General features: G+C 67.0%; 24 protein-coding genes. 19 read left to right on the top strand and 5 right to left on the bottom strand.

Annotation, left to right across the window (positions count from 1 at the left end; translation table 11 throughout):
• The first annotated feature begins 138 nt into the window (after positions 1 to 138).
• The 7 genes from AC5RUU_RS17195 to AC5RUU_RS17165 all read left to right on the top strand — a co-directional run bounded on the left by AC5RUU_RS17195 (position 139) and on the right by AC5RUU_RS17165 (position 7,345).
• The gene (locus AC5RUU_RS17195; RefSeq protein WP_493976421.1) at positions 139 to 1,083 is read left to right on the top strand and encodes a tetratricopeptide repeat protein; all 945 of its coding nucleotides are present in this window, start codon (positions 139 to 141) and stop codon (positions 1,081 to 1,083) included.
• Between the two features lie 82 nt (positions 1,084 to 1,165).
• Positions 1,166 to 2,011 (top strand): CPBP family intramembrane glutamic endopeptidase, encoded by an 846-nt coding sequence (locus tag AC5RUU_RS17190; RefSeq protein ID WP_493976420.1) that lies wholly within the window; start codon positions 1,166 to 1,168, stop codon positions 2,009 to 2,011.
• Positions 2,012 to 2,068: 57 nt separating this feature from the next.
• Positions 2,069 to 2,761 carry a TetR/AcrR family transcriptional regulator gene (locus tag AC5RUU_RS17185; RefSeq protein ID WP_493976419.1) on the top strand — a complete coding sequence of 231 codons (693 nt, stop codon included), beginning with the start codon at positions 2,069 to 2,071 and terminating at the stop codon, positions 2,759 to 2,761.
• Between the two features lie 121 nt (positions 2,762 to 2,882).
• Positions 2,883 to 3,362: a carboxymuconolactone decarboxylase family protein gene (locus AC5RUU_RS17180; RefSeq protein WP_493976418.1), complete on the top strand. Its 480-nt coding sequence runs from the start codon at positions 2,883 to 2,885 to the stop codon at positions 3,360 to 3,362.
• A 79-nt stretch (positions 3,363 to 3,441) separates the two neighbouring features.
• Positions 3,442 to 4,476, top strand: coding sequence for an NAD(P)H-dependent flavin oxidoreductase (locus tag AC5RUU_RS17175; RefSeq protein WP_493976417.1), 1,035 nt, complete (start codon positions 3,442 to 3,444; stop codon positions 4,474 to 4,476).
• Positions 4,477 to 4,632: 156 nt separating this feature from the next.
• Positions 4,633 to 6,732, top strand: a complete 2,100-nt coding sequence (locus tag AC5RUU_RS17170; protein ID WP_493976416.1) for a penicillin acylase family protein — start codon at positions 4,633 to 4,635, stop codon at positions 6,730 to 6,732.
• On the top strand, positions 6,719 to 7,345 hold the full coding sequence (locus tag AC5RUU_RS17165; RefSeq protein WP_493976415.1) for a GNAT family N-acetyltransferase: 627 nt from the start codon (positions 6,719 to 6,721) through the stop codon (positions 7,343 to 7,345). The genes AC5RUU_RS17170 and AC5RUU_RS17165 overlap by 14 nt, the downstream gene beginning before the upstream one ends.
• On the opposite strand, the gene AC5RUU_RS17160 is transcribed toward AC5RUU_RS17165, so the two are convergent.
• On the bottom strand, positions 7,320 to 7,946 hold the full coding sequence (locus tag AC5RUU_RS17160) for a hypothetical protein (RefSeq protein WP_493976414.1): 627 nt from the start codon (positions 7,944 to 7,946) through the stop codon (positions 7,320 to 7,322). The two genes, AC5RUU_RS17165 and AC5RUU_RS17160, sit on opposite strands and share 26 nt — an antisense overlap.
• Before the next feature lie 311 nt (positions 7,947 to 8,257).
• Entirely contained in the window at positions 8,258 to 9,298 is a 1,041-nt protein-coding gene (locus AC5RUU_RS17155) for an NAD(P)-dependent alcohol dehydrogenase (RefSeq protein WP_493976413.1), read from the bottom strand.
• Positions 9,299 to 9,447: 149 nt separating this feature from the next.
• Between AC5RUU_RS17155 and AC5RUU_RS17150 the strand changes: the two genes are divergently transcribed.
• Positions 9,448 to 10,332 (top strand): helix-turn-helix transcriptional regulator, encoded by an 885-nt coding sequence (locus tag AC5RUU_RS17150; protein WP_493976412.1) that lies wholly within the window; start codon positions 9,448 to 9,450, stop codon positions 10,330 to 10,332.
• 53 nt (positions 10,333 to 10,385) lie between these two features.
• Here AC5RUU_RS17150 and AC5RUU_RS17145 read toward each other — a convergent pair whose 3' ends face one another.
• Positions 10,386 to 11,531, bottom strand: a complete 1,146-nt coding sequence (locus tag AC5RUU_RS17145) for a PQQ-dependent sugar dehydrogenase (protein WP_493976411.1) — start codon at positions 11,529 to 11,531, stop codon at positions 10,386 to 10,388.
• 504 nt (positions 11,532 to 12,035) lie between these two features.
• Between AC5RUU_RS17145 and AC5RUU_RS17140 the strand changes: the two genes are divergently transcribed.
• Genes AC5RUU_RS17140 through AC5RUU_RS17115 form a run of 6 tightly spaced genes read left to right on the top strand, consistent with a single transcriptional unit; the run spans position 12,036 to position 18,585 of the window.
• Complete coding sequence (locus AC5RUU_RS17140; RefSeq protein ID WP_493976410.1) at positions 12,036 to 13,151, top strand: ABC transporter substrate-binding protein; 1,116 nt, start codon at positions 12,036 to 12,038, stop codon at positions 13,149 to 13,151.
• Positions 13,148 to 14,011: an ABC transporter permease gene (locus AC5RUU_RS17135; RefSeq protein ID WP_493976409.1), complete on the top strand. Its 864-nt coding sequence runs from the start codon at positions 13,148 to 13,150 to the stop codon at positions 14,009 to 14,011. Before AC5RUU_RS17140 ends, AC5RUU_RS17135 begins: the two co-directional genes overlap by 4 nt.
• Complete coding sequence (locus AC5RUU_RS17130) at positions 13,987 to 14,763, top strand: ABC transporter ATP-binding protein (RefSeq protein WP_493976408.1); 777 nt, start codon at positions 13,987 to 13,989, stop codon at positions 14,761 to 14,763. The genes AC5RUU_RS17135 and AC5RUU_RS17130 overlap by 25 nt, the downstream gene beginning before the upstream one ends.
• A 32-nt stretch (positions 14,764 to 14,795) precedes the next feature.
• A complete protein-coding gene (locus AC5RUU_RS17125; protein ID WP_493976407.1) occupies positions 14,796 to 16,187 on the top strand; it encodes an LLM class flavin-dependent oxidoreductase in 1,392 nt (463 codons plus the stop codon).
• On the top strand, positions 16,187 to 17,557 hold the full coding sequence (locus AC5RUU_RS17120) for an LLM class flavin-dependent oxidoreductase (RefSeq protein ID WP_493976406.1): 1,371 nt from the start codon (positions 16,187 to 16,189) through the stop codon (positions 17,555 to 17,557). Before AC5RUU_RS17125 ends, AC5RUU_RS17120 begins: the two co-directional genes overlap by 1 nt.
• Positions 17,554 to 18,585 carry an aldo/keto reductase gene (locus tag AC5RUU_RS17115; protein WP_493976405.1) on the top strand — a complete coding sequence of 344 codons (1,032 nt, stop codon included), beginning with the start codon at positions 17,554 to 17,556 and terminating at the stop codon, positions 18,583 to 18,585. The genes AC5RUU_RS17120 and AC5RUU_RS17115 overlap by 4 nt, the downstream gene beginning before the upstream one ends.
• On the opposite strand, the gene AC5RUU_RS17110 is transcribed toward AC5RUU_RS17115, so the two are convergent.
• Positions 18,582 to 19,529 (bottom strand): DUF817 domain-containing protein, encoded by a 948-nt coding sequence (locus tag AC5RUU_RS17110; protein ID WP_493976404.1) that lies wholly within the window; start codon positions 19,527 to 19,529, stop codon positions 18,582 to 18,584. The two genes, AC5RUU_RS17115 and AC5RUU_RS17110, sit on opposite strands and share 4 nt — an antisense overlap.
• Positions 19,522 to 20,340, bottom strand: coding sequence for an oxygenase MpaB family protein (locus AC5RUU_RS17105; protein ID WP_493976403.1), 819 nt, complete (start codon positions 20,338 to 20,340; stop codon positions 19,522 to 19,524). The genes AC5RUU_RS17110 and AC5RUU_RS17105 overlap by 8 nt, the downstream gene beginning before the upstream one ends.
• A 276-nt stretch (positions 20,341 to 20,616) precedes the next feature.
• Here AC5RUU_RS17105 and AC5RUU_RS17100 point away from each other — a divergent pair, with 276 nt between their 5' ends.
• From AC5RUU_RS17100 to AC5RUU_RS17080, 5 genes are all read left to right on the top strand, one after another.
• Positions 20,617 to 22,143 carry a sensor histidine kinase gene (locus tag AC5RUU_RS17100; RefSeq protein WP_493976402.1) on the top strand — a complete coding sequence of 509 codons (1,527 nt, stop codon included), beginning with the start codon at positions 20,617 to 20,619 and terminating at the stop codon, positions 22,141 to 22,143.
• On the top strand, positions 22,121 to 22,792 hold the full coding sequence (locus tag AC5RUU_RS17095; protein WP_493976401.1) for a response regulator: 672 nt from the start codon (positions 22,121 to 22,123) through the stop codon (positions 22,790 to 22,792). The genes AC5RUU_RS17100 and AC5RUU_RS17095 overlap by 23 nt, the downstream gene beginning before the upstream one ends.
• Before the next feature lie 196 nt (positions 22,793 to 22,988).
• A complete protein-coding gene (locus AC5RUU_RS17090) occupies positions 22,989 to 24,971 on the top strand; it encodes an APC family permease (protein ID WP_493976400.1) in 1,983 nt (660 codons plus the stop codon).
• 178 nt (positions 24,972 to 25,149) lie between these two features.
• A complete protein-coding gene (locus AC5RUU_RS17085) occupies positions 25,150 to 26,064 on the top strand; it encodes a CPBP family intramembrane glutamic endopeptidase (protein WP_493976399.1) in 915 nt (304 codons plus the stop codon).
• Between the two features lie 90 nt (positions 26,065 to 26,154).
• Positions 26,155 to 26,577 carry a universal stress protein gene (locus tag AC5RUU_RS17080; RefSeq protein WP_493976398.1) on the top strand — a complete coding sequence of 141 codons (423 nt, stop codon included), beginning with the start codon at positions 26,155 to 26,157 and terminating at the stop codon, positions 26,575 to 26,577.
• Positions 26,578 to 26,665 lie beyond the last annotated feature (88 nt).

The following is a 26,665-nucleotide window of genomic DNA, read 5'->3' as shown; positions in this document are numbered from 1 at the left end:
GGCTCCTTCACGCTAACCCCCCAAATACCGGGCGGGGGTCGGGGGGGGCCCCCCCCCCCCCCCCCCGCTTCCGTTATACCGCTGGCAAGCCGCCGAAAAGCCATGGTGCCCGCCCGGAGGCGGCTGCATACTGGACAGGTGACGGTTCCCAGATGGCAGGGCCCTGGCAAGCAACGCGGACCGCGGGAGGTGTGGTCCGACTGGACAGCCGCCGACGAGGCAGGAGAAACGGGCAGGGCGTCGGTCCTGGCCGCCGAGATGCTGCAAGTAGCGCCGCAGTCCTTCCATGCATGGTTCCACGCCGGACTGCTGTCCAAGGCGCTGGGCAACTGGGCCGAAAGCCTGGAACGCAACGCCCGGGCCGTCGAACTGTTCACGCCCGCGGAAGCCGAGGATTTCGACGGCGTGAATCCTGCCGCGTGGAACCTGGGCATCGCTTCAACGGCGCTCGGCGACTGGGCAACCGCCCGGCGGGCATGGGAAGCGTACGGGCTAGGCGGAATGGGGAGCGGATACGAGCCCATAGACGCCAATTTCGGGCTGGCACCTGTCCGGCTGAATCCGGACCAGCCCAGCCTTCCCCACCAGGTGCTGCCGTCGGCTGGAACAACCGAGGTGGTCTGGTGCTGGCGAAGGAGCCCGGCCCATGCCGTCATCGCGAGCGTCCCGCTGCCCGAATCCGGCCACCGCTTCCGGGACGTCATCCTGCACGACGGCGAGCCGAAAGGGTTCCGCAGGCTGGGCGACCAGGACGTTGCCGTGTTCGACCAGCTGGAACGGCTGGAAGACTCGGGCCTGCCCACGTGGCAGGCCCAGGTTATCGGAGCTACCCCGGACGACCTCCAGGAACTGTCGGACCTCCTGGAACGGCATGGCCTGGGTGCCGATGACTGGTCCGGAATGCGCCTGCTGTGCTCAGAGTGCTCCCATGGCAATCCCCACGGCGGGCATCACCACGAGCCCGCGTCGTCGGACGCTACGAGGCTGGGACTGGCCGGCTCCGAAGCCGAACTCGACGCGCTCGTGGAGGTTTGGCTGAATTCCCGGCCTGCGGTGGACCTTGACCTGACGCTGCTGTGGTGAGCCGCCGCACGTCGTCCCGCCTCCGGTTGGCAAGTAAACTTTTGAGCATCCACCGGAAGCGCCACTGAAGCATAGGGACGTGATGAGGCAGCAATCACAGGCGCAAGCCGATCTCCAGAAGGCGGAAACAGCAAACCCCGCCCGGACAACACTGGCGGCAGTCCCCGCAGCCCTTGTATCGGCGTCGGGCTTCCTGCTTTTTGCCCGGGAGGACCGGCTCTCCGGGTTCCTCCTCCTGGCCGCCGCGCTGGTCCTCGCGGGTTTCATTGGGCGGCGGCTCCTGGTTGACCTGGCGCTGATCGCGGTGGGGCTGACCGCCATGAGCCTGGTCCCCATCACCACGGACATCAGCACCGAGCACATGGCGGTGATGGGGACGGCAATGATCCTGGCCGTGGGCATCCCCTACACGGTGTCCCGGTTCATCACCAAGGACCATGCCATCCGTTTCCCGGTTAGGACCGGAAAGCCCTGGACCCGCGCGGAAAAATGGTATTTGCCCGCCGTCCTGGTGATCGGGTATGCCCTGATGCCGGTGTACATGATCCGCACCGGGGTCTACAACAACTGGCCCGCCGTCAGCGACGTGGACGGCATCACCCGGCTGTTCCTGGGAACCAATGTGCTGGGCATCTGGGATGAACTGTTCTTCATCTGCACCGCCTTCACCCTGCTGCGCCGGCACCTCCCCGACTGGCAGGCCAACCTGCTGCAGGCCGTCCTCTTCACGTCATTCCTCTGGGAGCTCGGTTTCCACGCCTGGGCACCGTTCTTTATCTTCCCGTTTGCCCTGCTCCAGGCGCGGCTGTTCACGGTGACCCGGTCCCTCTCCTACATCGTCAGCGTGCACCTCTTGTTCGACTTCGTGCTGTTCCTGGTGCTGATCCACGCCCACAACCGTGAGTGGATCAACATCTTCCTATACTGACGGCCCCGGCACGCAGCACCCTTGAGCGGCAGATGGACTACGACGGCGGGAGGTGCCATGGGTGCGACACAAGGAAGAGCTGGCGAACCCCAGCCTGGGCGCCGCGGGGTTTCTGCCGCGGCACGCCGCGCCGCTGATCCGGCACGTCCGCCGGCCGGCTCGTCCGGGTCCGAAATGCGCCTCCGCGTTTTGACGGCGGTCAGTGGCCTCATCGACCGGCTCAGCTACGACGCCGTCACCATTGACGCGGCGGCAAGAGCCTCCGGTGTCAGCAAATCCACCCTGTACCGCCACTGGCCCTCGCGCCAGGTTTTGGTGCTGGAGGCTTTTACCTACAAGACGAACCTGCTCACCCACGTTGAGGACACTGGTGATGTCGGGCAGGACCTTCACTCCTACCTGGTGGCACTGACCAGGTGCCTCGACGGCGGAGAAACGGCCTCAACAGTTGCCAACCTGCTCGCCGAATCCATCCGGAGCAATGAGTTCGCCGTCCTGTACCGCGAGACACTGCTCCGGGACCGCCGCGAGGGTTTCCTGTCCGTTCTTCAGCTTGGGCTGGACCGGGGGCAGGTCCGCCGTGACGTGGACCTGGGCATGGTGGTGGACGCTTTGTACGGCGCGATCCACCACCGGCTGGTGGCGACCGGCGAGGCGATCGACGCACCCTTCCTTCGCCAGCTGACAGGCTTGGCGGTCCGCAGCTGCGCCACAGCGGCCTACCTGCAGCTGCGGAGCGCATCCCGATGAAGCAAGGGATGGAACGATGGGTGCCGTTTCGTTCCATTCCTTGGCACCGGGTGTCCGGGCCGAACCATAGTTGAACCAGCGCTGGAACAGGCGTTCAGGCTTAGCAGGAGGACCGAAGACCATGACCATCACCACCACGCCGACACGGACAAACGTCGGTAACAGGCACCCGCAGCTCTACAGCACCCTGGCCACGATGGCACAGGACTCCGACCAGGCCGCGCTCAGCGAGGGCATTTCCCCGCTGCTCCTCGAACTGGTCAAGATCCGGGTGTCCCAGATTAACGGCTGCGCCTACTGCCTTCGGATACACACCGCCGATGCCCTGGCCAAGGGTGAGAGCCCGGAGCGCCTAAGCGTCCTGCCAGCCTGGCGGGAAACACGGTACTTCGACGAACAGGACCAGGCCGCCCTCGCCCTTGCCGAATACATCACGCGAATCAACGAGTCCCACTCCAACGCCAGCCAGTATGAAAGCGCCGCCGGGGTCCTGACGCCGGGGCAGGTGTCGGCTATCACGTGGGTGGCCATGTCCATCAACACCTTCAACCGCGTTGCCATCAGCGGCTCCTACAAGGTGGCACCCCGCAGGCAAATCTGAACGCCATGCTCCTGCCCGACATATATTGCGGGCAGGCGTAGCATTCGCAGGGACGACGATGACCGACACAGAAGGACCCATGGCTACCCCACATACCGCCGGCCCACGGCTTGATCTTGCGTCCCTGCCGCTGCCCGTCATCCAGGCGCCCATGGCCGGCGGGCCGTCCACGCCGCAACTCGCGGCAGCCGTGAGCGGGGCGGGCGGCCTTGGCTTCCTGGCCGCGGGCTACAAGACGGCGGCTGCCGTGCGGGCAGAAATCGAGGCCATCCGCGGCCTCACCGGGAGGCCTTTCGGCGTCAACGTGTTCGTTCCCCAGCCCTCGTTCGCCAGCCCGGATGCCTTGCGGGCCTATGCAAGTTCCCTTGAGCCTGACGCGGAACGATTCGGCGTCGCGCTGGGGCACCCGAGGCACGACGACGATGACTGGGACAATAAAGTGGCGGTCCTGCTCGAGCTGGCGCCCGCCGTCGTGTCCTTCACCTTCGACGTGCCGGAGAGTGCTGTCATCGACGCCCTCCAGCGGCGGGGAAGCTCCGTCGTCGCCACCGTCACCTCACGTGCGGAAGCCCTGCAGGCGCTCGACGCCGGAGTCGACGCGCTCTGCGTCCAGGGGCCGGAAGCCGGCGGCCACCGCGGCACTTTCGATCCTGCCCACAACGAAACGCAGCCGCTGCACAGCCTTTTCGGGGAACTCGCGGACCTTCCAGTGCCGCTGATCGCGGCCGGGGGAATCACCACCGCGGCGGACACCCGCACCGCCCTGGCCCTGGGCGCTGCAGCAGTCCAGGCCGGCACCGCTTTCCTGCTCACAGACGAGGCCGGCACCAAGGCAGCCCACCGGCGGGCGCTGGCCTCCGGAAGTTTCACCACCACGGCCGTAACCCGGTCCTTCTCCGGGCGGAACGCCCGCGGCCTCTCCAACGAATTCATGCGCCGGCACGACCCGGACGCCCCCTACGGCTACCCCGAGATCCACCACCTCACCACTCCCCTGCGCGCAGCGGCGGCGGCGGCGGGGGACCCGGACTGGCTCAACCTCTGGGCGGGCACCGGGTTCCGGCACGCCGTGGACGGGCCCGCCACCGCGATCCTGTCGAGCCTCCTGCCCTAGGCAAGCCGGCCGAAAGGCCGCCAGGCAGGATGGCCGGGAGAACCGATTGTTTCGAGCCGGGGTTTGGGAATGCCGGAGCCCTCCCCGTACCCTTACTTAGGCTTACCTAACAAAGGAATCGACCTGTGCCCACCCCCTCCCCGGCGAGTCTGCACCATGCCCGCTGAGACCTTCCGCGACCCTTGGGGCATCCCCCACCTGCGCGCCGGCTCGGCCAACGAGCTGGCTTTCCTGCAGGGGAAGAACGCCGCCACTGACCGCTCCTGGCAGATCGAGATGGAACGCTGGCGTTCCGAGGGCAGGACCGCCGAACAGCTGGGACCAGACGGCGTTCCGTGGGACCGGTTCGCGCGGCAGGCCCGCATCGACCACACCGCCCGCCGCTGCTACGACAACCTGGACCAGGCCACGCGGCAGTGGTGTTCCGCCTACGTGGACGGCGTGAACCAGGCCCTCGAGGCCGGCCGCCGGGACGCGCAGGAGTTCCGGGATACAGCAACGGCGCCTGCTGCCTGGGAGCCGTGGACTCCGCTGGGCGTTTTCCTGGTCCACCACATCCTGTTCAGCACCTTCCCCAACAAGCTTTGGCGCGAGCACGTGGCCCGGACCCTCGGCGCGGAGGCCGTGGAGCTCTTCAGTATCGAGGCCCCAGTCTGGGCCGGGAGCAACGCGTGGGCGGCCGCCGGCGGCCTGACCAGCTCCGGTTCACCGCTGGTCGCCGGGGACCCGCACCGGCTCATGGAGCTCCCCGGCGTTTACCAGCAGGTGCGGCTCGCGTGCCCCGAGTTCGACGTCGTCGGGCTGGCTTTCCCGGGTGTCCCCGGTTTGCCGCACTTCGGGCACACCGGAACCGCGGCGTGGGCCGTCACCAACGCGATGGCCGACTACCAGGACCTCTACAGCGAGCAGCTGCGGCGGGACGGAAGCGGCCTGCTGGCGCTCGGCCCGGACGGGTGGGAGCCGGTGATCGCGGACCATCAGGAGAAGATCCTGGTGCGCGGTGCCGGCGCGGACACGGTGGACGTCCTTGAGACGGCCCGCGGGCCCGTCATTTCGGGAGGGCCCGACGGCGGCGCGCTGAGCCTGCGGGCACCGTCCCGGGCCGGGGGCCGCCTGGGTTTCGAGACCCTCCTGCCGCTCCTGCGGAGCAACTCCGCGGCAGATGTTGAGGCTGCGCTGGAAGCCTGGGTGGAGCCGGTGAACTGCGTGCTGGCCGCCGATGCCGGCGGCGACGTCCGGCAGCTGGTGGCGGGGAGGGTTCCGGTGCGGAACCCGGAAAACCGGGTCCGGCCCGTTCCCGCGGAATCTTCCCACCACCGGTGGACGGGCAAGTGGGTGGAGCTGCCGAAGTCCCGCGTGGACACGCTGGCGGTGAACGCCAACGACCGTGCTTCCGGTGGCGGGGACCTGACCGGACTGGAGTTCGCCCCCGCCCACCGGGCACGCCGGATCCGGCAGCTGCTCGAAGAGACCGGGGACGGCCTGGACGCGGATGACATGCAGAACATCCATCTGGACAACAGGCTGGGATCATGGCCCGCGCTGCGCAACCTGCTGGCGGGACTGGGTGAGGGGAACGCGTCCCGGTTGTCCGCCGCTGCGCTGGAACTGCGCGAGCGGCTGCTGGGCTGGGATGGCCACATGCACGCCGGAAGCACCGAAGCCGGCGCCTTCGCGGCTTGGCGTTCAGCCTTGGTGGTGGCGCTGGCCGGGACTCCGCTGCTGGCACAGCTTTCGTCACCTGCCGGGCACTCTCCCGTGTTCGCGCCCTGGCTGAACCCGGTCTCCCGGGTTGGCTTCGCCCTGGAAACCCTCGTGGGCAAAGGCGCGGGATTCGGCGTCGATGCGGCAGCCGCGGCGTGCCAGGCGCTGGAAGCCGCGGCAGCGTCGCCGTCGTCCGCTTCCTGGGGCGAAAGCCACACGGTCCTGCCGCTGCACGCCCTGTCGGATTTCCCCGGAACGGGCGCTGAAGCACCCGCCGTCCCGGACACCTCCTTGTCCGGAGACACCGGCTGCGTGCTGTGCACGGAAAGCCTGCCGGGCGTCACCGACGCGTCCTTCCGCGGCCCGGTGGCCCGCTATATCTGGGACTTGTCGGACCGTGCGAAGAGCCGGTGGATTGTGCCGTTCGGCGCATCCGGGCGATCGGACGACGCGGACTTCCTCAGCCAACTGCCCCTTTGGGCCGCGGGCGAACTCCTCCCTGTCATCACCGACTGGGACCAGCTCACCAAGGAGATCCATGACCAGCACTGACGCCGGACTTTCGCACGAAACCCGGGAGGCCGTCTACGAAGAGGATCTTGAAGGTTTGGGCCGGCTGCGGCTGCTCCGCCTGGCACCTGAGGAAGACGCTGACCTGGTCCACAGCTGGGTGCGGGAAGAGCGGGCCCGGTTTTGGGGCATGAACGGCTGGAGCCGGGATGAGGTCCGTGATGTTTACCTGTTCCTGGACAGCCTGGACACCCACCACGGGTTCCTGATGACAGTGGCTGGACAGCCGGCAGGAGTGTTCCAGACCTATGACCCGCTCCACGACCCGGTGGGTGAGGCGTACCCGGCGCGTGCCGAAGATGCGGGCATACACCTGCTGCTGGCCCCGGCCGCGCGCCCGGTGCCCAATTTCACCGGAACCCTGCTGTCGGGCCTGATGCGGTTCGTGCTGTCCGACCCGGACAAGGACCGGGTGGTGGCGGAACCTGATGCCCGGAACGCCAAGGCCATCGGCCGGTTCCTCAGCTTCGGGTTCGAAACCGGGCCCAGGGTCCAGCTCGCCGAAAAGGAAGCGCAGCTGGTGTTCCTGGGCCGGGAAACGTTCGAGTCATGCACGGCCTGCGTGATTCCTACCCGGCCGGCCGTAGCGACGTGATCATCCGCCGGATGTTCTGGTACTCGGCGGTGTCCATGTACTTCCGTGCCTGTTCCAGGTAGGGCAGGGTCTCGGCGCCTGGGGTCCTGTTGTTCTCCGGGTTGTAGAACGCGCCGAACATGGCGGCGGTGGGCGGCCAGGTGAAGAAGTGGAAAATGGGGCAGGCCGAATCACCGGTGGGTGCCGGAGAGGACGTGATGCCATAGGCAGCGGCAGGGGTGTCAGCCGGGCCGGGTGCGGTTGCGTCCCCGCGGGTTTCAAAGACGAACCGTGGCGCCGCGCCACCCTGGGCCAGGGCCGGCAGTTCCTGCGACTCAAACTCGGAGAACGGGTATTTTTCGGTGCAGGTGGAGCCTGTGGCCATGTTGGTCCTCAGGGTTGCCAGCGGCCTGCCGGCCTCGTTGGTCACTTCGGCGAAGGCGCCGCCGCCCTCGGGCAGTTCGCCTGCGGGGTCCCGCACGCTCCAGGTGGCGGGAAGGTCGAATGCCAGCTGCCCGTCCGCCGTCGTGAAAGTCTTCAAGGCCTTCGTGGCGGTGGCGGTGGCCGCAGGAGTCGTGGCCTTGGCAGTTTCGGTAGGCGGGACTGGCGCCGATGATGTCACCGAAGGAGTGGGAGAGGCGGACGTCGCCGCTGGGGTGGGCGTCGCCGCCGGGGGTCCTGCCTGCGGGCCGCATCCGGCCACTGCGACACCGACCACGATTAACGCGGGAACCAACCCGCCAAACCTTCTCATCACACCCTCCCGGAGTAGGAAAACCTGTCCCTCAATTGTGGAACTGACGGCGCCTTCCGGACCGGGAGCCGGCTGATTGCCGCCCAACCGTTGCAGGGCATAACAAAAGGACTTTGCGCTCCACACACGACGGCGGGCCGGCATCTTCCAGAGCCGGCCCGCCGTTACGCGCTTCTTCGCTAAAGAGTGGCGGTGTCGATCACGAAGCGGTAGCGGACGTCCGAGGCAAGGACACGTTCGTATGCATCGTTGATCTTCCCCGCCGGGATGACCTCGATCTCCGCGCCAATGCCGTGGGAGGCACAGAAGTCAAGCATCTCCTGGGTCTCGGGGATGCCGCCGATCATTGAACCGGCGAAGGACCGGCGGCCGCCGATCAGCGCGAAGGCGTTGACCGGGAGCGGCTCGGCAGGGGCACCCACATTGACCAGCGCGCCGTCCAGCGTCAGCAGCTGCAGGTAGGCGCTGATGTCGATCGACGCACTGACCGTGTTGATGATCAGGTCAAAGCTGCCGGCCAGCTGTTCGAAGGTTCCGGGGTCGCTGGTGGCGTAGTAGCTGGATGCACCCAGGCGCAGGCCGTCCTCCTGCTTCTTCAGCGACTGGGAAAGGACGGTGACCTCGGCGCCCATGGCGGCGGCGAGCTTGACGGCCATGTGGCCCAGCCCGCCGAGGCCCACCACGGCCACCTTCTTGCCGGGGCCTGCGCCCCAGCGGTGCAGCGGTGAGTAGGTGGTGATGCCGGCGCACAGCAGCGGGGCTGCAACGTCCAGCTCCAGGCCGTCCGGGATGCTCACCACGAAGTGCTCGGTGACTACGACGTGGGTGGAGTAGCCGCCCTGGGTGATGGTGCCGTCACGGTCTTCGGCGCCGTACGTGCCCACCATTCCGTTGAGGCAGTACTGCTCGTCGCCGTTCAGGCAGTTGGCGCATTCACGGCAGGAGTTGACCATGCAGCCGACACCCACCCGGTCGCCCACCTTGTGCCTGGTGACGGCAGAGCCGACCTCAGTGACAATGCCGGCAATCTCGTGGCCAGGCACCAGCGGGTACTGCTGCGGGCCCCAGTCGCCGCGGACGGTGTGGATGTCCGAGTGGCAGATGCCGGCGTACTTGATCTCAATCAGGACGTCGTGCGGTCCAACGGTGCGGCGTTCGATGGTGGTGGGGATGAGGTCCTCGGAGGAGGACGGGGATGCATAGGCCTTGACGGTGGTCATGGGTCTCCTGTGGTTTTTGGGGGGATAACGAAATGCTACAGGGCTTCACCTACATCAAACCGGCACTTGGCGGCCGTAGCGAGGGCCCTGCTGTAACTGGTTCTGGCAGACCTACCCTTGGCGTTTCGGATTCGTCGTAACGTGTCCGTATGGATAACCGAGCCGAGGTACGGCAGTTCCTTTCGACGCGCCGTGGACGCATCACACCCGAGCAGGCAGGGCTTGAGCCCTATGGCGGCCGGCGGCGGGTACCGGGCTTGCGGCGTGAAGAAGTTGCCCGGCTGGCCGGGGTCAGCGTGGACTACTACACGCGCCTGGAACGCGGAAACCTCTCGGGCGTCTCCGATAGCGTGCTGGATGCGATTGCGCGGGCCCTTGAACTGGACCGCGCGGAGCACGACCACCTTTACGACCTCGCCCGGGCTGCCAACACCTCTGGACGCAAGCGGGCGGCGGCCCCTGTCCCGTCAGGGGTGCGGCCGGAGCTGCAGTATCTCCTGGACACCATCACCGGCGCGCCGGCCTTCATCGGGAACAACCGGATGGACATCGTGGCCGCCAATACCCTGGGCTACGCGCTGTACTCCGACATGTACCGCAGCACCGCAAGGCCCGCGAACCACTCCCGGTTCATCTTCCTGGATCCACGGGCCCACAACTTCTACACGGACTGGGAAAGGGCAGCGAACACCAACGTTGCCATCCTTCGGCGGGAGGCGGGCCGGAACCCGCATGACAAGGGAATCGCCGAGCTCATCGGGGAGCTGTCCATGCGCAGCGACGAGTTCCGTACACGCTGGGCAGCACACAACGTCCGCAGCCACTACGCCGGAACGAAATTCTTCCAGCACCCCGTGGTGGGGCTCCTGGAACTGAACTACCAGGTGCTTGGCCTGGAGGAGGATCCCGGGCATTCCCTGACCGTTTACCCGGCCACTCCCGGCAGCCCCTCCGACGAATCCCTCAAACTCCTCGCCTCCTGGGCCGCCACCGAGAACATCGTGGAGTTGGCCCGGGCCGGCGCGCGAAGCTGACCACCCCCTTTGAATCCGGCAGTACAACGCCGTCAGTCAGTACCAGGGCCACATCACCCCCTTGCCAATGGCACGGCGAGGATCCGGTCATCGCCAGGCTCGGGGTCGCCGCGGCCGTCGGTGTTGTTGGTGAGGAACCACAGCCGGCCGTCGGGTGCCACCGTGACGTCCCGGATCCTGCCGTACTCCCGGCTGAAATGCTCCGTAGACGTGGCGGGGTCGGCGACGGGGACCGAGCGCAGGACCTGTCCGCGCAGGTTGGCGAGAAACAGCGTCCCGCCCGCATGCGCCATGCCGCTGGGGCTTGCGGCTCCGGGCTGCCACTGCTGCACCGGGTCCACGAAGCCCTCCCGTCCGGCGATCCCCTCAACCGTTGGCCAGCCGTAGTTGGCGCCCGCGGTGATGATGTTCAGCTCGTCCCAGGTGTTCTGGCCGAACTCGGTGGCAAACATGGTCCCGTCGTCCGCCCAAGCCAGGCCCTGCGGGTTGCGGTGCCCGTAGCTGTAGACGAGCGAACCCGGAAAGGGGTTGTCCGCCGGGACGTCACCGTTGGGCGTCATCCGCAGGACCTTGCCGGCAAGGGAGTCCCGGTCCTGGGCACTGTTGCGCTGGCTCGCATCCCCGGCCGTCACGTACAGCATGCCATCGGGACCGAAGGCGATGCGGCCGCCGTCGTGGATGCTCGCGGACGGGATGCGCTCAAGGAGCGTGTCCGGCTGGCCCAGCGACAGCGAACCCGGCCCGCCGCTGACCGGGAAGCGCTGGACCCGGTTGCCGTCCGCCGCCGTCGAATACACGTAGAGGTCACCCTGGCTGCCCACAGCGAGGCCCAGCAGACCCGACTCGCCGCGGGCCGCCACTCCCTCGACCGTCCCGATGGACCGTGCCGAGCCGTTGGGGGCGAGCTCGAGGATCTGCCCGCTGTTCCGCTCACTGACCAGCGGCGTGCCGTCGCGGAAGACCACTGACCACGGAGCGTCGAGGTCCGTGGCTACCGGCTGCGGGGTGCCGGAGATGGTGGCTGCTGCTGTTGGGGCGGGTCCAGTTGCGGGTTCGGAGGAAGCCGGAGCGGACGATGACGCAGCGGAGGTGGCCGGTGTGGGGGACGTGGTGGTTGGCGTGGGAGCCGGGGCGGCAGTGCAGCCCGCCAGCAGAATGCCCGTTCCAATGGCTGCCGCAGTGAGGACCCCGTGACGCATGCGCTTTCCCCTATCAACCACATTTCCAACCCTTCCAGTCACATTAACCCGCATTGCGGATCATGGCGCCGCATTGCCCGTTTTGACCCGTGAATGGCGCAATAAGTAGCGCGGTTTCGTCCCGTTGAGCTTCCATTTCGTTGTGCTGGCCAAGGCCTCGACAGGCGTGCTTAGGTGTTTCAACGGCACCGGCCAGGCCGCCCGAAACAGCACAAGCAACGAACAGGAGGACCCGATGCCTGACATCTCCAGCAGCGACCAAAGCACCGCACTGTGGGGTCTGTTCTGTTGCAGCTTCCGAATGTCGCCACACCGCCGAATGGCAGCAGACCGGCCCTAGCTTCGGCAGCGGTTCCGCAGGTTCCCAAGCGTTAAGTTCCGGCGCGTCTGGCGCAATCGTCCGACGCCGGCACTTTCCTCCATCCCCTATCCCGCTTCCCGGGTCCCCGGGCGATCCGTCGCGCCCGGGCCTCCCCACTACTCCTCCCTTTCGAAAGGCACGGCATGTCCTTCCCTGCATTTTCCCCAGCCCGGCCACCTTCCGGCCGGCCGTTCACCCGGCGCCAGGCCCTGGGCGCACTCCTGGCGATTCCCGCCGTCGGACTGTTGACAGCCTGCGGCGGCGCCGCCACAGCCGGCAACCCGACCAGCCAGGCGTCGTTCGCGCCGCTCGCAACCAGTGCGCCCGCAGGCACCACCATCAAAGTGGGCGATCCCAGCATCCGGGTCGCACTGGAACTGTCCGGCCTGGTCAAGGACCTGGACGGCATTAACGTGGAATTCGCCAACATCTCCGGCGGCCCCCAGACCACTGAGGCCTTCCGCGCCAACGCCCTGGATGTGGGGTACGTGGCGGACATCCCGCCCATCCACGCAACGTGGACCGGCCTGGACGTCCGGATCATCGCGAGCGCCTACCGGCAGGACGCCGTGAACCACCCGCTGTACGAGCTCGGCGTCGCCCCCGGCGCCGGCATCAGCAGGCTGGATGACCTGCGCGGCAAGAAGGTGGCGTACAGTCCCGGCCAGGCGCAGGGCGCCCTGGTCCTGCGGATCCTGGAGAAAGCCGGCCTCAAGCAGGAGGACGTCAAGCTGGTGGAGCTGCCCAGCACCGGTGACGCCTACTCCTCGGCGCTGTCCAGCAAGCAGGTGGACGCCGCGCCGCTGGGCGGCGTGCAGATCAAGCGCTACCTCGCCAAGTACAAGGCCGATGGCGCCACCACCCTCCGGCACGGCCTCCGCGATGATCCAGGCCACCTCTACTCCCCCGCCAGTGTCCTGGCCGATCCCGCCAAGGCGGCCGCACTGGCGAAGTACGTGGAGGTTTGGGGCAAGGCGCAGCGCTGGGTGGAGGACCACCCGGAGGAATGGCTGGAGGGATACTACGTCAAGGACCAGGGCCTGTCCCGCGAGGACGGCCAGTACTTGATCGACGCCGCGGGCAAGCGGGATGTCCCCACGTCCTGGACAGAGGCGATCCAACGGCACCAGCAGACCATCGACCTGCTGGCCCGCGAGCAGAAAAAGCCGCAGCTGTTGGCCGCGGACCTGTACGACACCCGCTACGAGTCCATCGCCGGCACCGCCTTCGCCGCTGCGGCCCGGGGAGGCACCGCGTGAGCGCGGCCCCCGTCCTGGAACGCCCCGCCGTCGAACCCCACCTTGACCCGGCCCTGGCCACCCGCGAGGACGTCCGTCCCACCGCGAAGAGGCTTGGGCCCGGACGACGGCGGCGGCTCGCCTGGCTGCTGGGCCCGTCCGCCTTGCTGGCAGTCTGGACAGCCTCTTCCGCCACCGGGCTGCTGGACCCCCGGATCCTCTCCGAGCCGTGGACCGTTGTAGCTACCGCCGGCGAACTGATCGCCCACGGCCGGCTCCAGGAAAACCTTGCCATCTCCGCCCAGCGGGCAGGGCTGGGACTGTTCTTCGGCACGCTCGTCGGCGCCGTCCTGGCCCTGCTGTCCGGGCTCAGCCGGGCGGGTGAGGCGCTGATCGACGGGCCGGTGCAGATCAAGCGCGCCATCCCCGGCCTGGCCCTGATCCCGCTGCTCATCCTGTGGTTCGGGATTGACGAGACCATGAAGGTCCTCACCATTACGCTCGGCGTTTTTGTTCCGGTGTACCTGCAAACCCATGCCGGGCTGCGCGGAATCGACCTGAGGTACGTCGAGCTCGCCCAGACCGTTGGCCTGTCCCGGGCGGCGTTCATCCGGCGGGTGGTCCTGCCCGGCGCCCTCCCCGGGTTCTTCCTGGGCCTGCGCTTCGCAGTGACCGGCGCATGGGTGTCCCTGGTGGTGGTGGAGCAAATCAACGCCACCAGCGGCATCGGCTACATGATGGAGCTCGCGCGCACGTACGGCCAAACCAACATCATCGTGCTCGGACTCGCCGTCTACGGAATCCTCGGCCTGCTGTCCGACGGCACTGTCCGCTTCATCGAACGAAAGGCCCTCTCATGGCAGCGCACCCTGGCGGGCTGACCGCCGTCGAACCTTCCAGTACAGCTCCCTTTGCCGTCGAACCTTCCGCTGCCGTCTCGGTGCGGGACCTCATCCGCAGCTTCGGGCCGAAAGGCGTGCTGAACGGCGTGGACCTGGACATCGCCCCGGGCGAATTCGTGGCACTCCTGGGTCCCAGCGGCTGCGGCAAGAGCACCCTCCTGCGCGCCCTCGCCGGGCTGGACCACGACGTGAAGGGCAGCGGCGTGATCAACGTTCCCGAGCGTGTGTCAGTGGTGTTCCAGGACTCGCGGCTGCTGCCTTGGGACACCGTCCTGGGCAACGTCACCCTCGGCCTGCAGGAGCACGACGCCGGGACGCGGGGACGCAAGGCCCTCGCCGAAGTGGGGCTTGCCGGCCGGGAAAAATCCTGGCCGCACGAGCTGTCCGGCGGTGAGCAGCAGCGCGTGGCGCTGGCCCGGTCCCTGGTCCGCGAACCCCAGCTGCTGCTGGCCGACGAGCCCTTCGGCGCGTTGGATGCCCTGACCCGGATCAAGATGCACGGACTGCTCCAGGACCTGGTCGCCGCGCACCGCCCCGCCGTCCTGCTGGTGACCCACGACGTAGACGAGGGCATCGCGCTGGCGGACCGGATCGTGGTCCTGGACCACGGCCGCGTCGCCACTGTCCGCAGCGTGGCGCCGGAGATCCGATCCGCCGCAGACGCTGCCGGCCACGAAGCCCTGCGCCGCGATCTCCTGGCCGACCTCGGCGTCGTCGGCACCACCCACTGACCATTCTTCCCACTTTCAAAAAGGAGCATTGCGTGACCTCCCAGAACCCGTCCCCGAACAGTGGATCCGCCCGGCAACTTCACCTCAACGCCTTCCTCATGAGCACCGGGCACCACGAGGCGTCCTGGCGGCTGCCGGAAAGCGACCCGCAGGCCAGCACGGACGTGGAGCACTACAAGCAGCTGGCCCGAACCGCCGAACGCGGCAAGCTCGACTCGATCTTCTTCGCCGACTCCCCCGTACTGTTCGGCGAGGTGGGCCGCCGCCCGGCCGGCAAGCTGGAGCCCACGGTGCTGCTGACCGCTATCGCCGGCGCCACCGAGCGGATCGGGCTGATCGCCACCGCGTCCACCACCTACAACGAGCCGTTCAACCTGGCCCGCCGCTTTTCCTCGGTGGATTGGGTCAGCGGCGGGCGCGCGGGCTGGAACGTGGTGACCACCGCAGGGCCGGACGCCGCGCGCAACTTCGGCGTGGACGACCAGCCGGCCCACGCGGTCCGGTACGAACGCGCCGCCGAGTTCATCGAGGTGGCCCGGAAGCTGTGGGACAGCTGGCAGGACGACGCCGTGCTGGCGGACAAGGCCGGAGGCGTCTGGGGCGACTCCGGGAAGATCCGCGTGATCGACCACGAGGGCAAGCACTTCAAGGTCCGCGGCCCGCTCAACGTCCCCCGCTCCCCGCAGGGGCACCCGCTGATTGTCCAGGCCGGCTCGTCCGAGGACGGCAAGGACCTCGCCGCCCGGTACGCCGACGCGGTCTTCACCGCCCACCAGACCCTTACCGACGCGCAGGACTTCTACCGGGACCTGAAGGCACGCACCGCCGCCGCCGGCCGCGACCCGGAGACCATCAAGGTCCTGCCCGGCATCGTGCCGGTCATTGGTGCCACCGAGGAGGAAGCGTTGGAGCTGGAGCGGGAACTGGACCGGCTGATCAAGCCGGAATACGCCCGGATCCAGCTGGCCAAGACCCTGCGAGTGGCCCCCGAGGACCTGCCGCTGGACCGTCAGCTGCCGGACAACCTGCCCAGCGAGGACGAGATTGAGGGTGCCAAGAGCCGCTACACCCTGATCGTCCAGCTGGCCCGGCGGGAGAAGCTGACGGTCCGCCAGCTGATCGGGCGCTTGGGCGGCGGCCGCGGCCACCGGACCTTCACGGGTACCCCGGTCCAGGTGGCGGACTCCATCCAGGAGTGGTTTGACGGCGGCGCGGCGGACGGCTTCAACATCATGCCGCCGGTGCTGCCTTCGGGGCTGGACGCCTTCGTTGACCAGGTGGTGCCGATCCTCCAGGCGCGCGGCCTGTTCCGTGCGGAGTACACCGGCAGGACGCTGCGGGAACACTACGGGCTGGAGCGCCCGGCCAACCGTTACGCTGGCGCAGGTGCCGGGGAACTGGCATCCATCGGATCGGCGTTCTGATGGGCCGGCAGCTGAAACTCAACCTGTTCGTCTACCCCGGCGGGCACCACGAGGCCGCCTGGCGGCACCCGAAGTCCCGGACCGACCGGGTGCTGGACATCCGGTTCTACCAGGAGCTCGCGCAGCGCGCCGAGGCCGCCAAGCTGGATGCCGTGTTCTTCGCGGACGGGCCGGCACTGGAGAGCAATGTGCAGTACGCCACCCGATTCCGGCTGGAGCCGTTCACATGGCTGTCCGCCATCGCGGTAGCCACGGAACGGATCGGCCTGATCGGCACCGCCAGCACCACGTACCTTGAGCCGTACAACGCCGCCCGCCTGTTTGCGTCGCTGGACCACCTCAGCGGCGGCCGCGCGGGCTGGAACATCGTCACTACCGGCGCGGAGCGGGCGGCCCGGAACTTCGGGCTGGACCAGCATCCGCCGCACGCCGCACGCTACTCGCGGGCGGACGAGTTTGTCCGCGTGGCGGGCAAGCTCTGGGACAGCTGGGAGGACGGGTCAGTGCTGGCCGACGCCGGCACGGGAGTTTTCGCAGACACCTCGCGGATCCACGCGATCGGGCACGAGGGCGAACACTTCCGGGTTGAGGGGCCGCTGAACACCCCGCGGTCTCCGCAGGGCCGGCCGGTGTTCGTGCAGGCAGGGTCCTCCGCTGACGGCAAGGCCTTCGCCGCCCAGCATGCGGAGGCGGTTTTCACTGCGCACCAGACCATCCAAAGCGCGCAGGGGTTCTATGCGGACATCAAGGCGCAGGCCGTGGCGAACGGCCGCGACCCGGAGCATCTTCTGGTCCTGCCGGGCATCAGCCCCTACCTTGGCTCCACGGAGGCCGAGGCACGGGCACTGAAGCAGGAGTTCGACGAGCTGACCCAGCCGGAGTACGGGCTGGGGATCCTGCGGAAACTGCTGGGTGTGGACCTCCACGGTGTGAAGTTGGATGAGCCCTTCCCTCCGGACCTGCTGACGGCAGCGGGCCGGGCGGGCAGCCGCAGCCAGCTGCTTTTGGACGTGATCCGGCGGGAAGGCCTCACCGTCCGGCAGGTGCTGCACCGCTTCGCCGGCGCCCGCGGCCACTACGTGTACGCCGGTACCCCGGTGCAGGTGGCAGATGAGATCCAGCGCTGGTTCCAGGACGGCGCCGCGGACGGGTTCAACATCATGCCGCCGTGGCTGCCGGGCGGTTTCGAGGCCTTCGCCGACGAGGTGGTCCCCATCCTGCAGTCGCGCGGCCTCTTCCGCACCGAGTACACCGGCCGGACGCTGCGCGACCATTTCGGCCTCGACCGTCCCGAGAGCCAGTACAGCGCCGCAAGCACATGCAGCACCGAAAGCCAGCAGCACCAACAACTATTAGGAGCATCCGCATGACCGATTACCGCAGCCTGGGGTCCACCGGCATCAAGGTCAGCCCGTTGACGCTGGGCACCATGATGTTCGGGGCCCTCGGCAACCCGGACCACGAGGATTCCATCCGGATCATCCACCGGGCCCTCGATTCCGGCATCAACCTGGTGGACACCGCGGACGTCTACTCCAAAGGCGAGTCCGAGGTCATCGTGGGCAAGGCCCTCAAGGGCCGCCGGGACGACGTGGTGCTGGCCACCAAGGTCCACGGCCGCCTCGGCGAGGACGTGAACCAGGCGGGCAACTCACGCCGCTGGATCATCCGCGAGGTGGAGGACAGCCTGCGCCGGCTGCAGACCGACTGGATCGACCTCTACCAAGTGCACCGGCCCGAGCCGGACACTGACATCGACGAGACGCTGGGGGCGCTCACCGACCTGGTGCGGCAGGGCAAGATCCGCTACATCGGTACCTCCACCTTCGACCCGGGCCAGATCGTGGAGGCCCAGTACGTGGCCCGCGAGCGCCTCCGTGAGCGGCCTGTGACGGAGCAGCCGCCGTACTCGATCCTGGCGCGCGGGGTGGAACGTGAAGTGCTGCCGCTTGCCCAGCGCCACCGGCTCGGGGTTCTGCCGTGGAGCCCGTTGGCCGGCGGCTGGCTGAGCGGCCGGATCAAGGCCGACGGCGCGCACAGCACCTCCAGCAGGGCCGCCCGGCAGCCGGAACGGCACGACCCGTCGTCGGCCGACAATGCCCGCAAGACGCAGGCCGTGCTGGAGCTGACCGAACTGGCGGACCAGGCCGGACTGTCACTCATCCATCTGGCCCTCGGCTTCGTGCTGGAGCACCCGGCCGTCACGTCCGCGATCATCGGGCCGCGGACGCTGGAGCACCTGGAGGGGGCGCTCGGCGCGGACAAGGTCAGCCTGTCCAAGGACGTGCTGGACCGGATCGACGAGATCGTCCCGCCCGGCACCACGCTGAACCAGGCCGACGCCGGCTACCGGCCGCCGTCGTTGACGGACCCGTTGCTGCGCCGCCGCAGCCGTTAGGCCTGGGGGGAAGGTTCGGCGGGGGAAGAATCTGCGGCGGAAAGTTCGACGGCGGCACTCCGGCTGGTGCCGCCGTCGCCGTCTGCGTCCATTGCTGCCTCCGGCGGCTGGGGCTTGTAGACCCAGGCAACCAGCACCACCGAGATGATCATCAGCAGGAACCAGGCCACCAGTTTTTCCAGCCCCACGGGATGCCAGCCCGCCATCTGGCTCGGGTACAGCCAGGCGCCGGACCAGGTGGCGATGTTCTCGGCAATCCAGATGAACAGCGCCACCAGCAGGAACGCGACCACCAGCGGCATGCGGAACTGCTTCCGGAACACGCGGAAGTGCATGATGCACCGCCCATAGATGATGACGACGGCGGCGAGCAGCACCCAGCGCAGGTCCCAAATGTAGTGGTGGGTGAAGAAGTTGGCGTAGATGGCCCCGCCCAGGATCGCCGTGATCCAGCGTCGAGGATAGGCGGCGAACCTAAGGTCGAAGAGCCGGTAGACGCGCACCATGTACGAGCCGACAGCCGCATACATGAAACCGCTGAAGAGGGGCACGGCGCCGATGCGCAGGAAGCCGTCTGCCTCGTAGGACCAGGATCCGGCGTCGGTCTTGAACAGCTCCATGACTGTGCCCACCAGATGGAACAGGATGATCACCCGCAGCTCGCGGAGGGTTTCCAGCTTGAACACGAGCATGAGGACCTGGATGGCGACGGCGGCGAGCGTGAGGAAGTCGTTCCGTGCCAGTGCCGCGGTATCCGGGTACCAGAGGCGTGCGGCCATGAGGACTACAAGAAGGGTGGCCCCGAAGATGCAGGCCCAGCCCTGCTTGAGGCCGAAGACAACGAACTCGGTGAGTCTTGCCCTGGCGCCGCCGGCCGGGGACGAAGCCAGGAAACGGCGGGCCCGTTCGTCGATCCGTTGTTCTACTGGGGTGGAACTATGCACTTGCTCCCTGACGCTGTGTGGGCTGGCGGTTCTTGCGGAGGTCTTTATCCAGCTCGCCCAGGCAGTAGTCCTTGAACCAGTGCCGGATCCAGCGCGGGAGCTTGGGGTAAACCACAGCCAACACGCGCATGATGCGGTCGAAGCGTCGCTGCTGGCGGTCGCTCCACGGCAGGCCGAAATCCTCGCGGAGCTGGGCGGGCAGGAGCCCGGCAGTGAGGAACCTGGCGGCCGGCATAATGGCGCGGTACCAGACTGCGGTGTGCTTGGGATAGAGAAGCCCGCGGCCCACCCGCACGCCGCCGGCTTCCGCCCGCAGGGTGGAGATGCGCTCATCCCAGTAGCGGCGGAAGGCGGCCCGGTCTTCCGGCCACATGTCCGGGGGCAGCTGCAGGGCGGTGCCGATCCGTGCGTAGTCCCGGTACATGGCGTCAGCGGACTCGTCGTCGAGCGGGCCGTAGATCTTCTCGATGATGGTCAGCGCGGTGTCATAAAGTGTTGCAACCACCCACAGTTGAAGCTCCGGGTCGAAGGCGTTGTAGCCCGGGGAGGCCTCGTTGTCAGCCCTGCGGACCGGCACGTGGGCGCGGTTCACCCGGCGGCGGACTTCCTTCACCTGCTCGTCCGAGCCGTAAACAATGGCGTAGACGTAGGTCAGGGTGCCCTTGAGCCTGTTGACCGGACGGCCGACGAACGTGCTGTGCTCATCCACGCCGCGTCCCACCGCAGGTTCGGCGAGCTGCAGCAGGAGCGCCCGTCCCGCCCCGGCGAGCAGGATGGTTTCTGCGCCGAAGTCGGCCATTCCTCGAGCCATCTCAACAGGGTACCGGAGGGAGCGGTAACGGACGACGCCGGACGGCGGGCTTGTGGGAAACCACGGCCGTGAGCGGCGGAAGACTCATGACGACGGTGCCGTCCGTAACACCTGGCACTTGCCCGCACCGGATGTGCCAACCTTCCGGCACTAGACTGGCGAAGCTACATGAAAACGCCGCCCCATTGAATGGGTTAGCCGGTCTCACCGGCGGGGCGGAGCAGGTCCAGGCCCTGCCGGGCAGGAGGGGAATGTGTTCTTGAGGTTAGGCGCGGTATGCCTCCCGTGATGCGCGTTCCGGGCGGAGCCGGGCGAAGGGAGGGCATTTCTCCGACTTTGGGGCGTCGGCGCCAATTGCTGGCGTTTGTGCTCGCTGCGGGATTGCCCCCGGCGCTGCAGTTCGGACTGGAACGTCTGCCCCATGATCAGTTGTCAACGGACATGCTGGTCCATCTGACCGGGGTCGTTGGCGTGGCGTTGCTCGGTGGCCTTTGGCCCGCCGTGGTGGCAGCTGTCGTTGCGGGGCTGATTGTGAATTACTTCAGCATCCGGCCCCTTGGCTCGCTGTCGGTTATCGATCCGGAAAATGTCCTGGCGTTGGTGGTCTTTGTCCTGGTGGCGGTGGCCGTGTCACTGGTGGTGGACCGGGCAGCGAGGCTGCGCAAGGAGGCGCGCATCGCAGGGACCGAGGCGGCCGTCCTTGTCGAGTTGAGCCGCAGGGCCGTCGCCGAGGGGAACAGCGTCGCTGCTTTCTTGGATCAGGTTCGGGAGCACTTCCATGTGGACGGTGCCGGACTGTGGATCCGGGAGGAACCAGTCTCCGCCGGGACAGCATCGTGGGTGCTTCAGGAGTTTTCCGGCGGGCCGCGCCCGGCGGATGTTTCGGAGGCGGATGCCGTAGAGCAGCTGGACAGGGAACGGATGCTCACGCTGACCGGAAGGGAACTTTCCCAGGACGAGCGGCGGTTGCTGGCCGCTTTTGGCGCGCACCTGCTGGCCATGCTTCAGCGCGAGGAGCTCTCCGCGAGTCAGCGTGAAAACCTCCGTCTTGCCGAGGGGAACATCATGCGGACGTCTATCCTCCGCGCGGTCTCACATGATTTGCGCACCCCGCTGGCAGGGATCAAGCTCGCGTCCAGCAGTCTGCGTGACAAGTCCATCACCCTCGGGCCCGAGGAGCAGGAAGAGCTTCTGGCCACTATAGAATCCGGTGCGGACAGGCTGGACCGGCTGGTCAGCAATCTCCTGGACATGTCACGGATTACCGCTGATGCCGTCTCGCCCCTGATCCAGCCCGTCTATTTCGCCGACGTTGTTAGCGAGGCTTTACGCGGCACCACCTCCGAGAGGCTCCGCGTGTTGCTACCCGACAACATGCCTCCGGTCGATGCCGACCCGGGCATGCTGGAACGGGTGATTGCAAATTTGGTCGAGAATGCCCTGAAGTACGCCCCCGACTCCGATGTGGTGATAGCCGGCGCGGTTGGAGGTGCAGGCAGTGCAACTATCGGGAACGTCCCGGCCAGCGAACTGACAGTGGTCGATCACGGCTCCGGCATCCCGGCCGAGAAGGTCCTGGCGATGTTCCGGCCCTTCCAGCGGGCTGACGACACAACGCCGGGAACCGGGATTGGTTTGGGACTGGCAGTGGCCAAAGGGTTCACTGAAGCGATGGGCGGTGTCCTGCTGGCCGAGCCCACCCCGGGCGGGGGCCTGACGATGGTGGTCAGGCTTCCGCTCTCCACCGGGGTACCGCCCGACCCGGGGATGAGAGGACGCTATGGCAGCCGTGCTGATCGTTGATGACGAAGTACAGATCCTCCGTGCCCTGCAGATCAACCTCAATGCCAGAGGGTATTCCACCTTGACTGCGTTCACCGGACAGAGCGCCCTGAATCAGGCGGCCGAACATCAGGTTGACGCCATCATCCTGGACCTTGGCTTGCCGGACCTGGACGGGGTTGAGGTGATCGGCAGGATCCGCCGCTGGAGCCAGGTGCCCATTGTGGTCCTCTCCGCGCGCCACGGGTCAGATGACAAGATCGGGGCACTGGACGCCGGCGCGGACGACTATGTGACAAAGCCGTTCGGGATGGAAGAACTTCTTGCCAGGCTCCGTGCAGCGCTGCGCCGTGGCACGTCGCCGGACCTTCCGGTGGTGGCCACGGATGACTTCACGATCAATCTGGCCACCAAGCAGGTTACGCGCCGCGGGATGACCGTTGGTCTCACCCCCACGGAATGGAACATCCTGGAACTGCTCGCAAGGAACAGGGGCGCCCTGGTAACCCACGACGAGCTGCTCACGTCGGTATGGGGCCCGGCCTACGCCGGAGAAACCTCCTACCTGCGGGTCTATCTGGCGCAGTTGCGGCGGAAACTCGAAACTGATCCCCGCAACCCCCGGCACCTGCTGACTGAAACCGGGCTCGGGTACCGCTTCAAGGACTAGCCGGCCGGGGGCTGAGGCGTCGATGGGCGGCGCTTCGCGCCAACCCCGCCGGGGGCGTTAAGAAAGCATTAAAATCCCGCGAAAAGCCGGATGGGAACGGTTTTCCCGGTGCTACGCTCCGGTGGTTATCAGCACAACGATGCGCCTGGAACGGGCGTGTTGTGCCCGGTTCGGACAGTACAGAAAGACACTCCCCTTGACGGCTCCCGCCCAGCATTTCCTCCCGGCAACAGTTCCCAACCCGGAACGTCACAGCGTCCCCACCAACGTTCTGGTCCGGTGGTTGCTGGAACATCGGGTGCACCAGCCGGTCGGGCCGGAAACGGCGGACAACGGCGCAACCCAGCAAAGCTGGTGGAAGGTGATGTGCCTGACCGGCGTGGACTACTTTTCCACCCTGTCCTACCTGCCGGGTATCGCTGCTCTGGCCGCGGGCGCACTGTCTCCCCTGGCGACGCTGCTGATCGTGGCGCTGACACTGCTCGGGATGCTGCCCATGTACCGGCGGGTGGCTAAGGAAAGCCCGCACGGGCAGGGCTCCGTGGCGATGCTCGAACGGCTCCTGCCGTTCTGGCGGGGAAAGATCTTCGTGCTGGTCCTGTTAGGGTTCGTCGCCACCTCCTGGATCATCACCATCACGCTGTCGGCGGCAGACGCCTCTGTGCACCTGCTCGAAAACCCCTACCTGCCGCCCTTCCTTGAAGGCCAGGCCGTCGCCATCACCGTGGTCCTGCTCCTGATCCTGGGCGGGGTGTTCCTCCTGGGCTTCTCGGAGGCGGTCGCCGTCGCCATCCCCCTCGTGGCTGTGTTCCTGCTGATGAATGCCATCATCATCGGAACAGGAATCGTCGAGGTCTCAACGTCCCCCGGCGCGCTCGCTTCCTGGGCCGACGCGCTGACCTCCTCCGGCGGCGGCTTCAGCGGAATGATCGGCCCCGCCCTGATCGCCTTCCCCTTGTTGGTCCTGGGCCTGTCCGGCTTCGAAACCGGGGTCAGCATGATGCCCCTGGTCGCAGCCAAGGGCACCACGCCGGAGGAAAAGCTGGCCAACCGGGTCAAAAACACGCGCAAGCTTCTCACGACGGCGGCACTCATCATGAGCGTCTACCTGTTGGGCAGCAGTTTCGTCACCACCGTGCTGATCCCGGCCGAGGAATTCGAGGCCGGGGGCGAAGCCAACGGCCGGGCACTGGCGTACCTGGCCCACGAACACCTCGGCGACGGCTTCGGCTCGGTCTACGACGTCAGCAGCATCCTGATTCTATGGTTCGCCGGCGCCTCGGCCATGGCCGGCCTGATCAACATCGTTCCCCGCTACCTGCCCTCCTACGGCATGGCTCCGGACTGGTCCCGCGCCATCCGGCCGGTGGTCCTCGTCTACACCGCCACCAGCATCCTGATCACCATTGGTTTCAACGCCGACGTCAATGCCCAAGCCGGTGCGTACGCCACCGGCATCCTGGCGATGATGGTCTCCGGCGCCATCGCCGTCACCATCTCGGCCATCCGCAAGAAACAGCGCCGCGCCTCCATAGGATTCACGGTCCTGACTATGGTGATGCTCTACGCCCTGGCCGCCAACGTCATCGAAAAGCCGGACGGCATCACCATCTCCGCTTTCTTCATCCTCGGCATCATCGCTGTCTCCCTCGTGTCCCGGGTCAGCCGCACCACGGAGCTGCGCGTGGACCGCATCGAGTTCGACGACAACGCACGTCGCTTCATCCAAGACACCCTTGAGTACGACGGCGGGATCAACTTGATCGCCAACCGCCCGCATGCGCGCGACGCGGTTGAATACGCGACGAAGGAAGCAGCGCAGCGGCAGAACAACCCGGTCCCCGGCAGCGCGGACGTCATCTTCCTGGAAATCGACATCACCGACCCCTCCGAGTTCAGCGGCACCCTGCACGTCAAGGGTGTCGAGGTGGACGGCCACCGCATCCTCAGGGCCCAGAGCCCGGCTGCTCCCAACGCTATGGCCGCGATCCTGCTGGCCCTGCGCGACTGTACCGGTGTCCGCCCGCACGCCTACTTCGAGTGGTCAGAGGGCAATCCGCTGGCCCACCTCATGCGCTACCTGCTCTTGGGGCGCGGCGATACGGCCCCAGTGGTCCGGGAAATCATCCGCGAAAACGAACCGGTCCCCGGCCGCCGCCCGCGCATCCACGTGGGATGAGCATCCACAAGGAAGCCCCGGGACCCGCACCTCCGGGTCCGGATCGAGCCAGCGGCAGCCAGGACGGCAGGAAGGAAAACACACTCCGCCGACTGGTGTCCCATCCGGTCAGGGCTGTTCACCTGATCTTCCGATGCCGGGGTTCCGCTGCGCTTGCATCCGCCGCAAAATTATCATCATGAGCAGCTCGGTTGGCGGCCGCTTGGCTTGGCCGCTCTTTCTGGTTCTTGCCTACGGAATTACTTGGGGGGTGCAAATCCCCGCCTACCTCTACTTGGTCCCGAGGGGCCTCGCTCCAACGAACGAAGCGAACTTCCTCCAGCTGGGCACCGGCGGAGCCGACCCCGGAACCACCCTCGCAGTCATCCTTCTGTGCTTCTCTTTCGGGCCATCAGTAGCTGGCGTGATTGTAACTGCGTTGGAATCAGGACGCCCCGGACTGCGGGATCTTTTCGCCCGCCTGGTGAAAATTCGGGTCCGGGGGAAGTGGATCCTGTTTGTGCTGCTGTTTCCTGTCGTTCTCAGCTTGTCCGCGCTGGCACTGGGCTGGGTCATGGGCGGAATGACCCCATTGGACTACAGGTTCCTGGTCCCCGTGGCGCTAGCCGTTCCATTCCTGCTGTTCCTTGTTGTCTGCACCGGCCTGGCTGAAGAACTCGGATGGCGGGGGTTCGCACTGCCCTATCTGCAACGGACGCGAACGGCAGAACGTGCAAGCTGGATACTCGGCTTGGCCTGGGGTCTATGGCATCTTCCCGCGGTGGTGCTGCTGCCCCTGATGACCGGTGCGTCGAACCTCCTTCAAGCAGCGTTCTCCCTGGTTGGCCTGACCCTCGGCGTCGTCGGGTACACCATCGTTCTGACATGGCTCTATAACAACACCGGCAGCCTTGTCTGGATCGTCCTCCTGCACGGCTACGCCAACGCATGGCAGTCCTATGTGGTGCTTTCGTCCGGCAGCTTTACCGCACAGGTCGTTTACGGGGTCCTGCCCTGGGTCCTCGCAGTCTGGCTGCTGAAGAGGTACGACGTCGAAACGCTCACCCACCGCACGCCTCCCGCTGCGGCACCACGGCGGGCGCGTGCAGCCTAGCACCGGCAAGCGCTACCCGGAGCCCAGTCCTCTAGTAAGGTCATCAAAAGGCAAACACTGGAAAACAGCCACGAGCAAAGGAACAACAGTATGGGCGGAGTAGTCGTTGTAGGAGTGGATGCGAGCGCATCCGCAAGGAAAGCAGCGGAAATGGCGCTGGACCTGGCCGAATCGCTGGGAGCTTCGCTTCACGTGGTTACCGCTTTCGACATCGACCGTACCGAGACGTTCGGCGCCGGATCGGACCAGGTCAGGATCTCTAACGCCGACAGCGCCGAAATTGTCGCGAAGGAGCTGTCCGCGTCCCGGCCGGGCCTGGAGATCACCCACTTTGCCGCCCGCGGCAAACCTGCTGACGCCCTGATCAAGGAAGCCATTCGCCTGGACGCCCGGCTCATCGTGGTGGGCAACCGGAGGATGCGCGGGATCGGCCGGCTTTTGGGCAGCGTGGCCAACAGCGTGGCGCACAACGCCCCCTGCGACGTTTACATCGCCAACACTTACGACGACTAAGGCGCGGCCGCCCCAAGCAGGGGTTTCGCTTCAGGATGCGGACGACGGCGGGACCTCCCGCCGTCGTCCGCATCGCCTTAACCCGGAG

The organism is Arthrobacter sp. K4-10C, assembly GCF_059090085.1.
The sequence above is the reverse complement of the archived record's forward strand: the minus strand, read 5'-3'. Positions and strand labels throughout refer to the sequence as shown.

Coding starts and splice junctions, on each gene's coding strand:
- AC5RUU_RS17190 (WP_493976420.1), top strand. CDS start 1,166: ATGAGGCAGCAATCACAGGCGCAAGCCGATCTCCAGAAGGCGGAAACA.
- AC5RUU_RS17185 (WP_493976419.1), top strand. CDS start 2,069: ATGGGTGCGACACAAGGAAGAGCTGGCGAACCCCAGCCTGGGCGCCGC.
- AC5RUU_RS17180 (WP_493976418.1), top strand. CDS start 2,883: ATGACCATCACCACCACGCCGACACGGACAAACGTCGGTAACAGGCAC.
- AC5RUU_RS17175 (WP_493976417.1), top strand. CDS start 3,442: ATGGCTACCCCACATACCGCCGGCCCACGGCTTGATCTTGCGTCCCTG.
- AC5RUU_RS17170 (WP_493976416.1), top strand. CDS start 4,633: ATGCCCGCTGAGACCTTCCGCGACCCTTGGGGCATCCCCCACCTGCGC.
- AC5RUU_RS17165 (WP_493976415.1), top strand. CDS start 6,719: ATGACCAGCACTGACGCCGGACTTTCGCACGAAACCCGGGAGGCCGTC.
- AC5RUU_RS17155 (WP_493976413.1), bottom strand. CDS start 9,298: ATGACCACCGTCAAGGCCTATGCATCCCCGTCCTCCTCCGAGGACCTC.
- AC5RUU_RS17150 (WP_493976412.1), top strand. CDS start 9,448: ATGGATAACCGAGCCGAGGTACGGCAGTTCCTTTCGACGCGCCGTGGA.
- AC5RUU_RS17145 (WP_493976411.1), bottom strand. CDS start 11,531: ATGCGTCACGGGGTCCTCACTGCGGCAGCCATTGGAACGGGCATTCTG.
- AC5RUU_RS17140 (WP_493976410.1), top strand. CDS start 12,036: ATGTCCTTCCCTGCATTTTCCCCAGCCCGGCCACCTTCCGGCCGGCCG.
- AC5RUU_RS17130 (WP_493976408.1), top strand. CDS start 13,987: ATGGCAGCGCACCCTGGCGGGCTGACCGCCGTCGAACCTTCCAGTACA.
- AC5RUU_RS17120 (WP_493976406.1), top strand. CDS start 16,187: ATGGGCCGGCAGCTGAAACTCAACCTGTTCGTCTACCCCGGCGGGCAC.
- AC5RUU_RS17115 (WP_493976405.1), top strand. CDS start 17,554: ATGACCGATTACCGCAGCCTGGGGTCCACCGGCATCAAGGTCAGCCCG.
- AC5RUU_RS17105 (WP_493976403.1), bottom strand. CDS start 20,340: ATGGCTCGAGGAATGGCCGACTTCGGCGCAGAAACCATCCTGCTCGCC.
- AC5RUU_RS17100 (WP_493976402.1), top strand. CDS start 20,617: ATGCCTCCCGTGATGCGCGTTCCGGGCGGAGCCGGGCGAAGGGAGGGC.
- AC5RUU_RS17095 (WP_493976401.1), top strand. CDS start 22,121: ATGGCAGCCGTGCTGATCGTTGATGACGAAGTACAGATCCTCCGTGCC.
- AC5RUU_RS17085 (WP_493976399.1), top strand. CDS start 25,150: ATGAGCAGCTCGGTTGGCGGCCGCTTGGCTTGGCCGCTCTTTCTGGTT.
- AC5RUU_RS17080 (WP_493976398.1), top strand. CDS start 26,155: ATGGGCGGAGTAGTCGTTGTAGGAGTGGATGCGAGCGCATCCGCAAGG.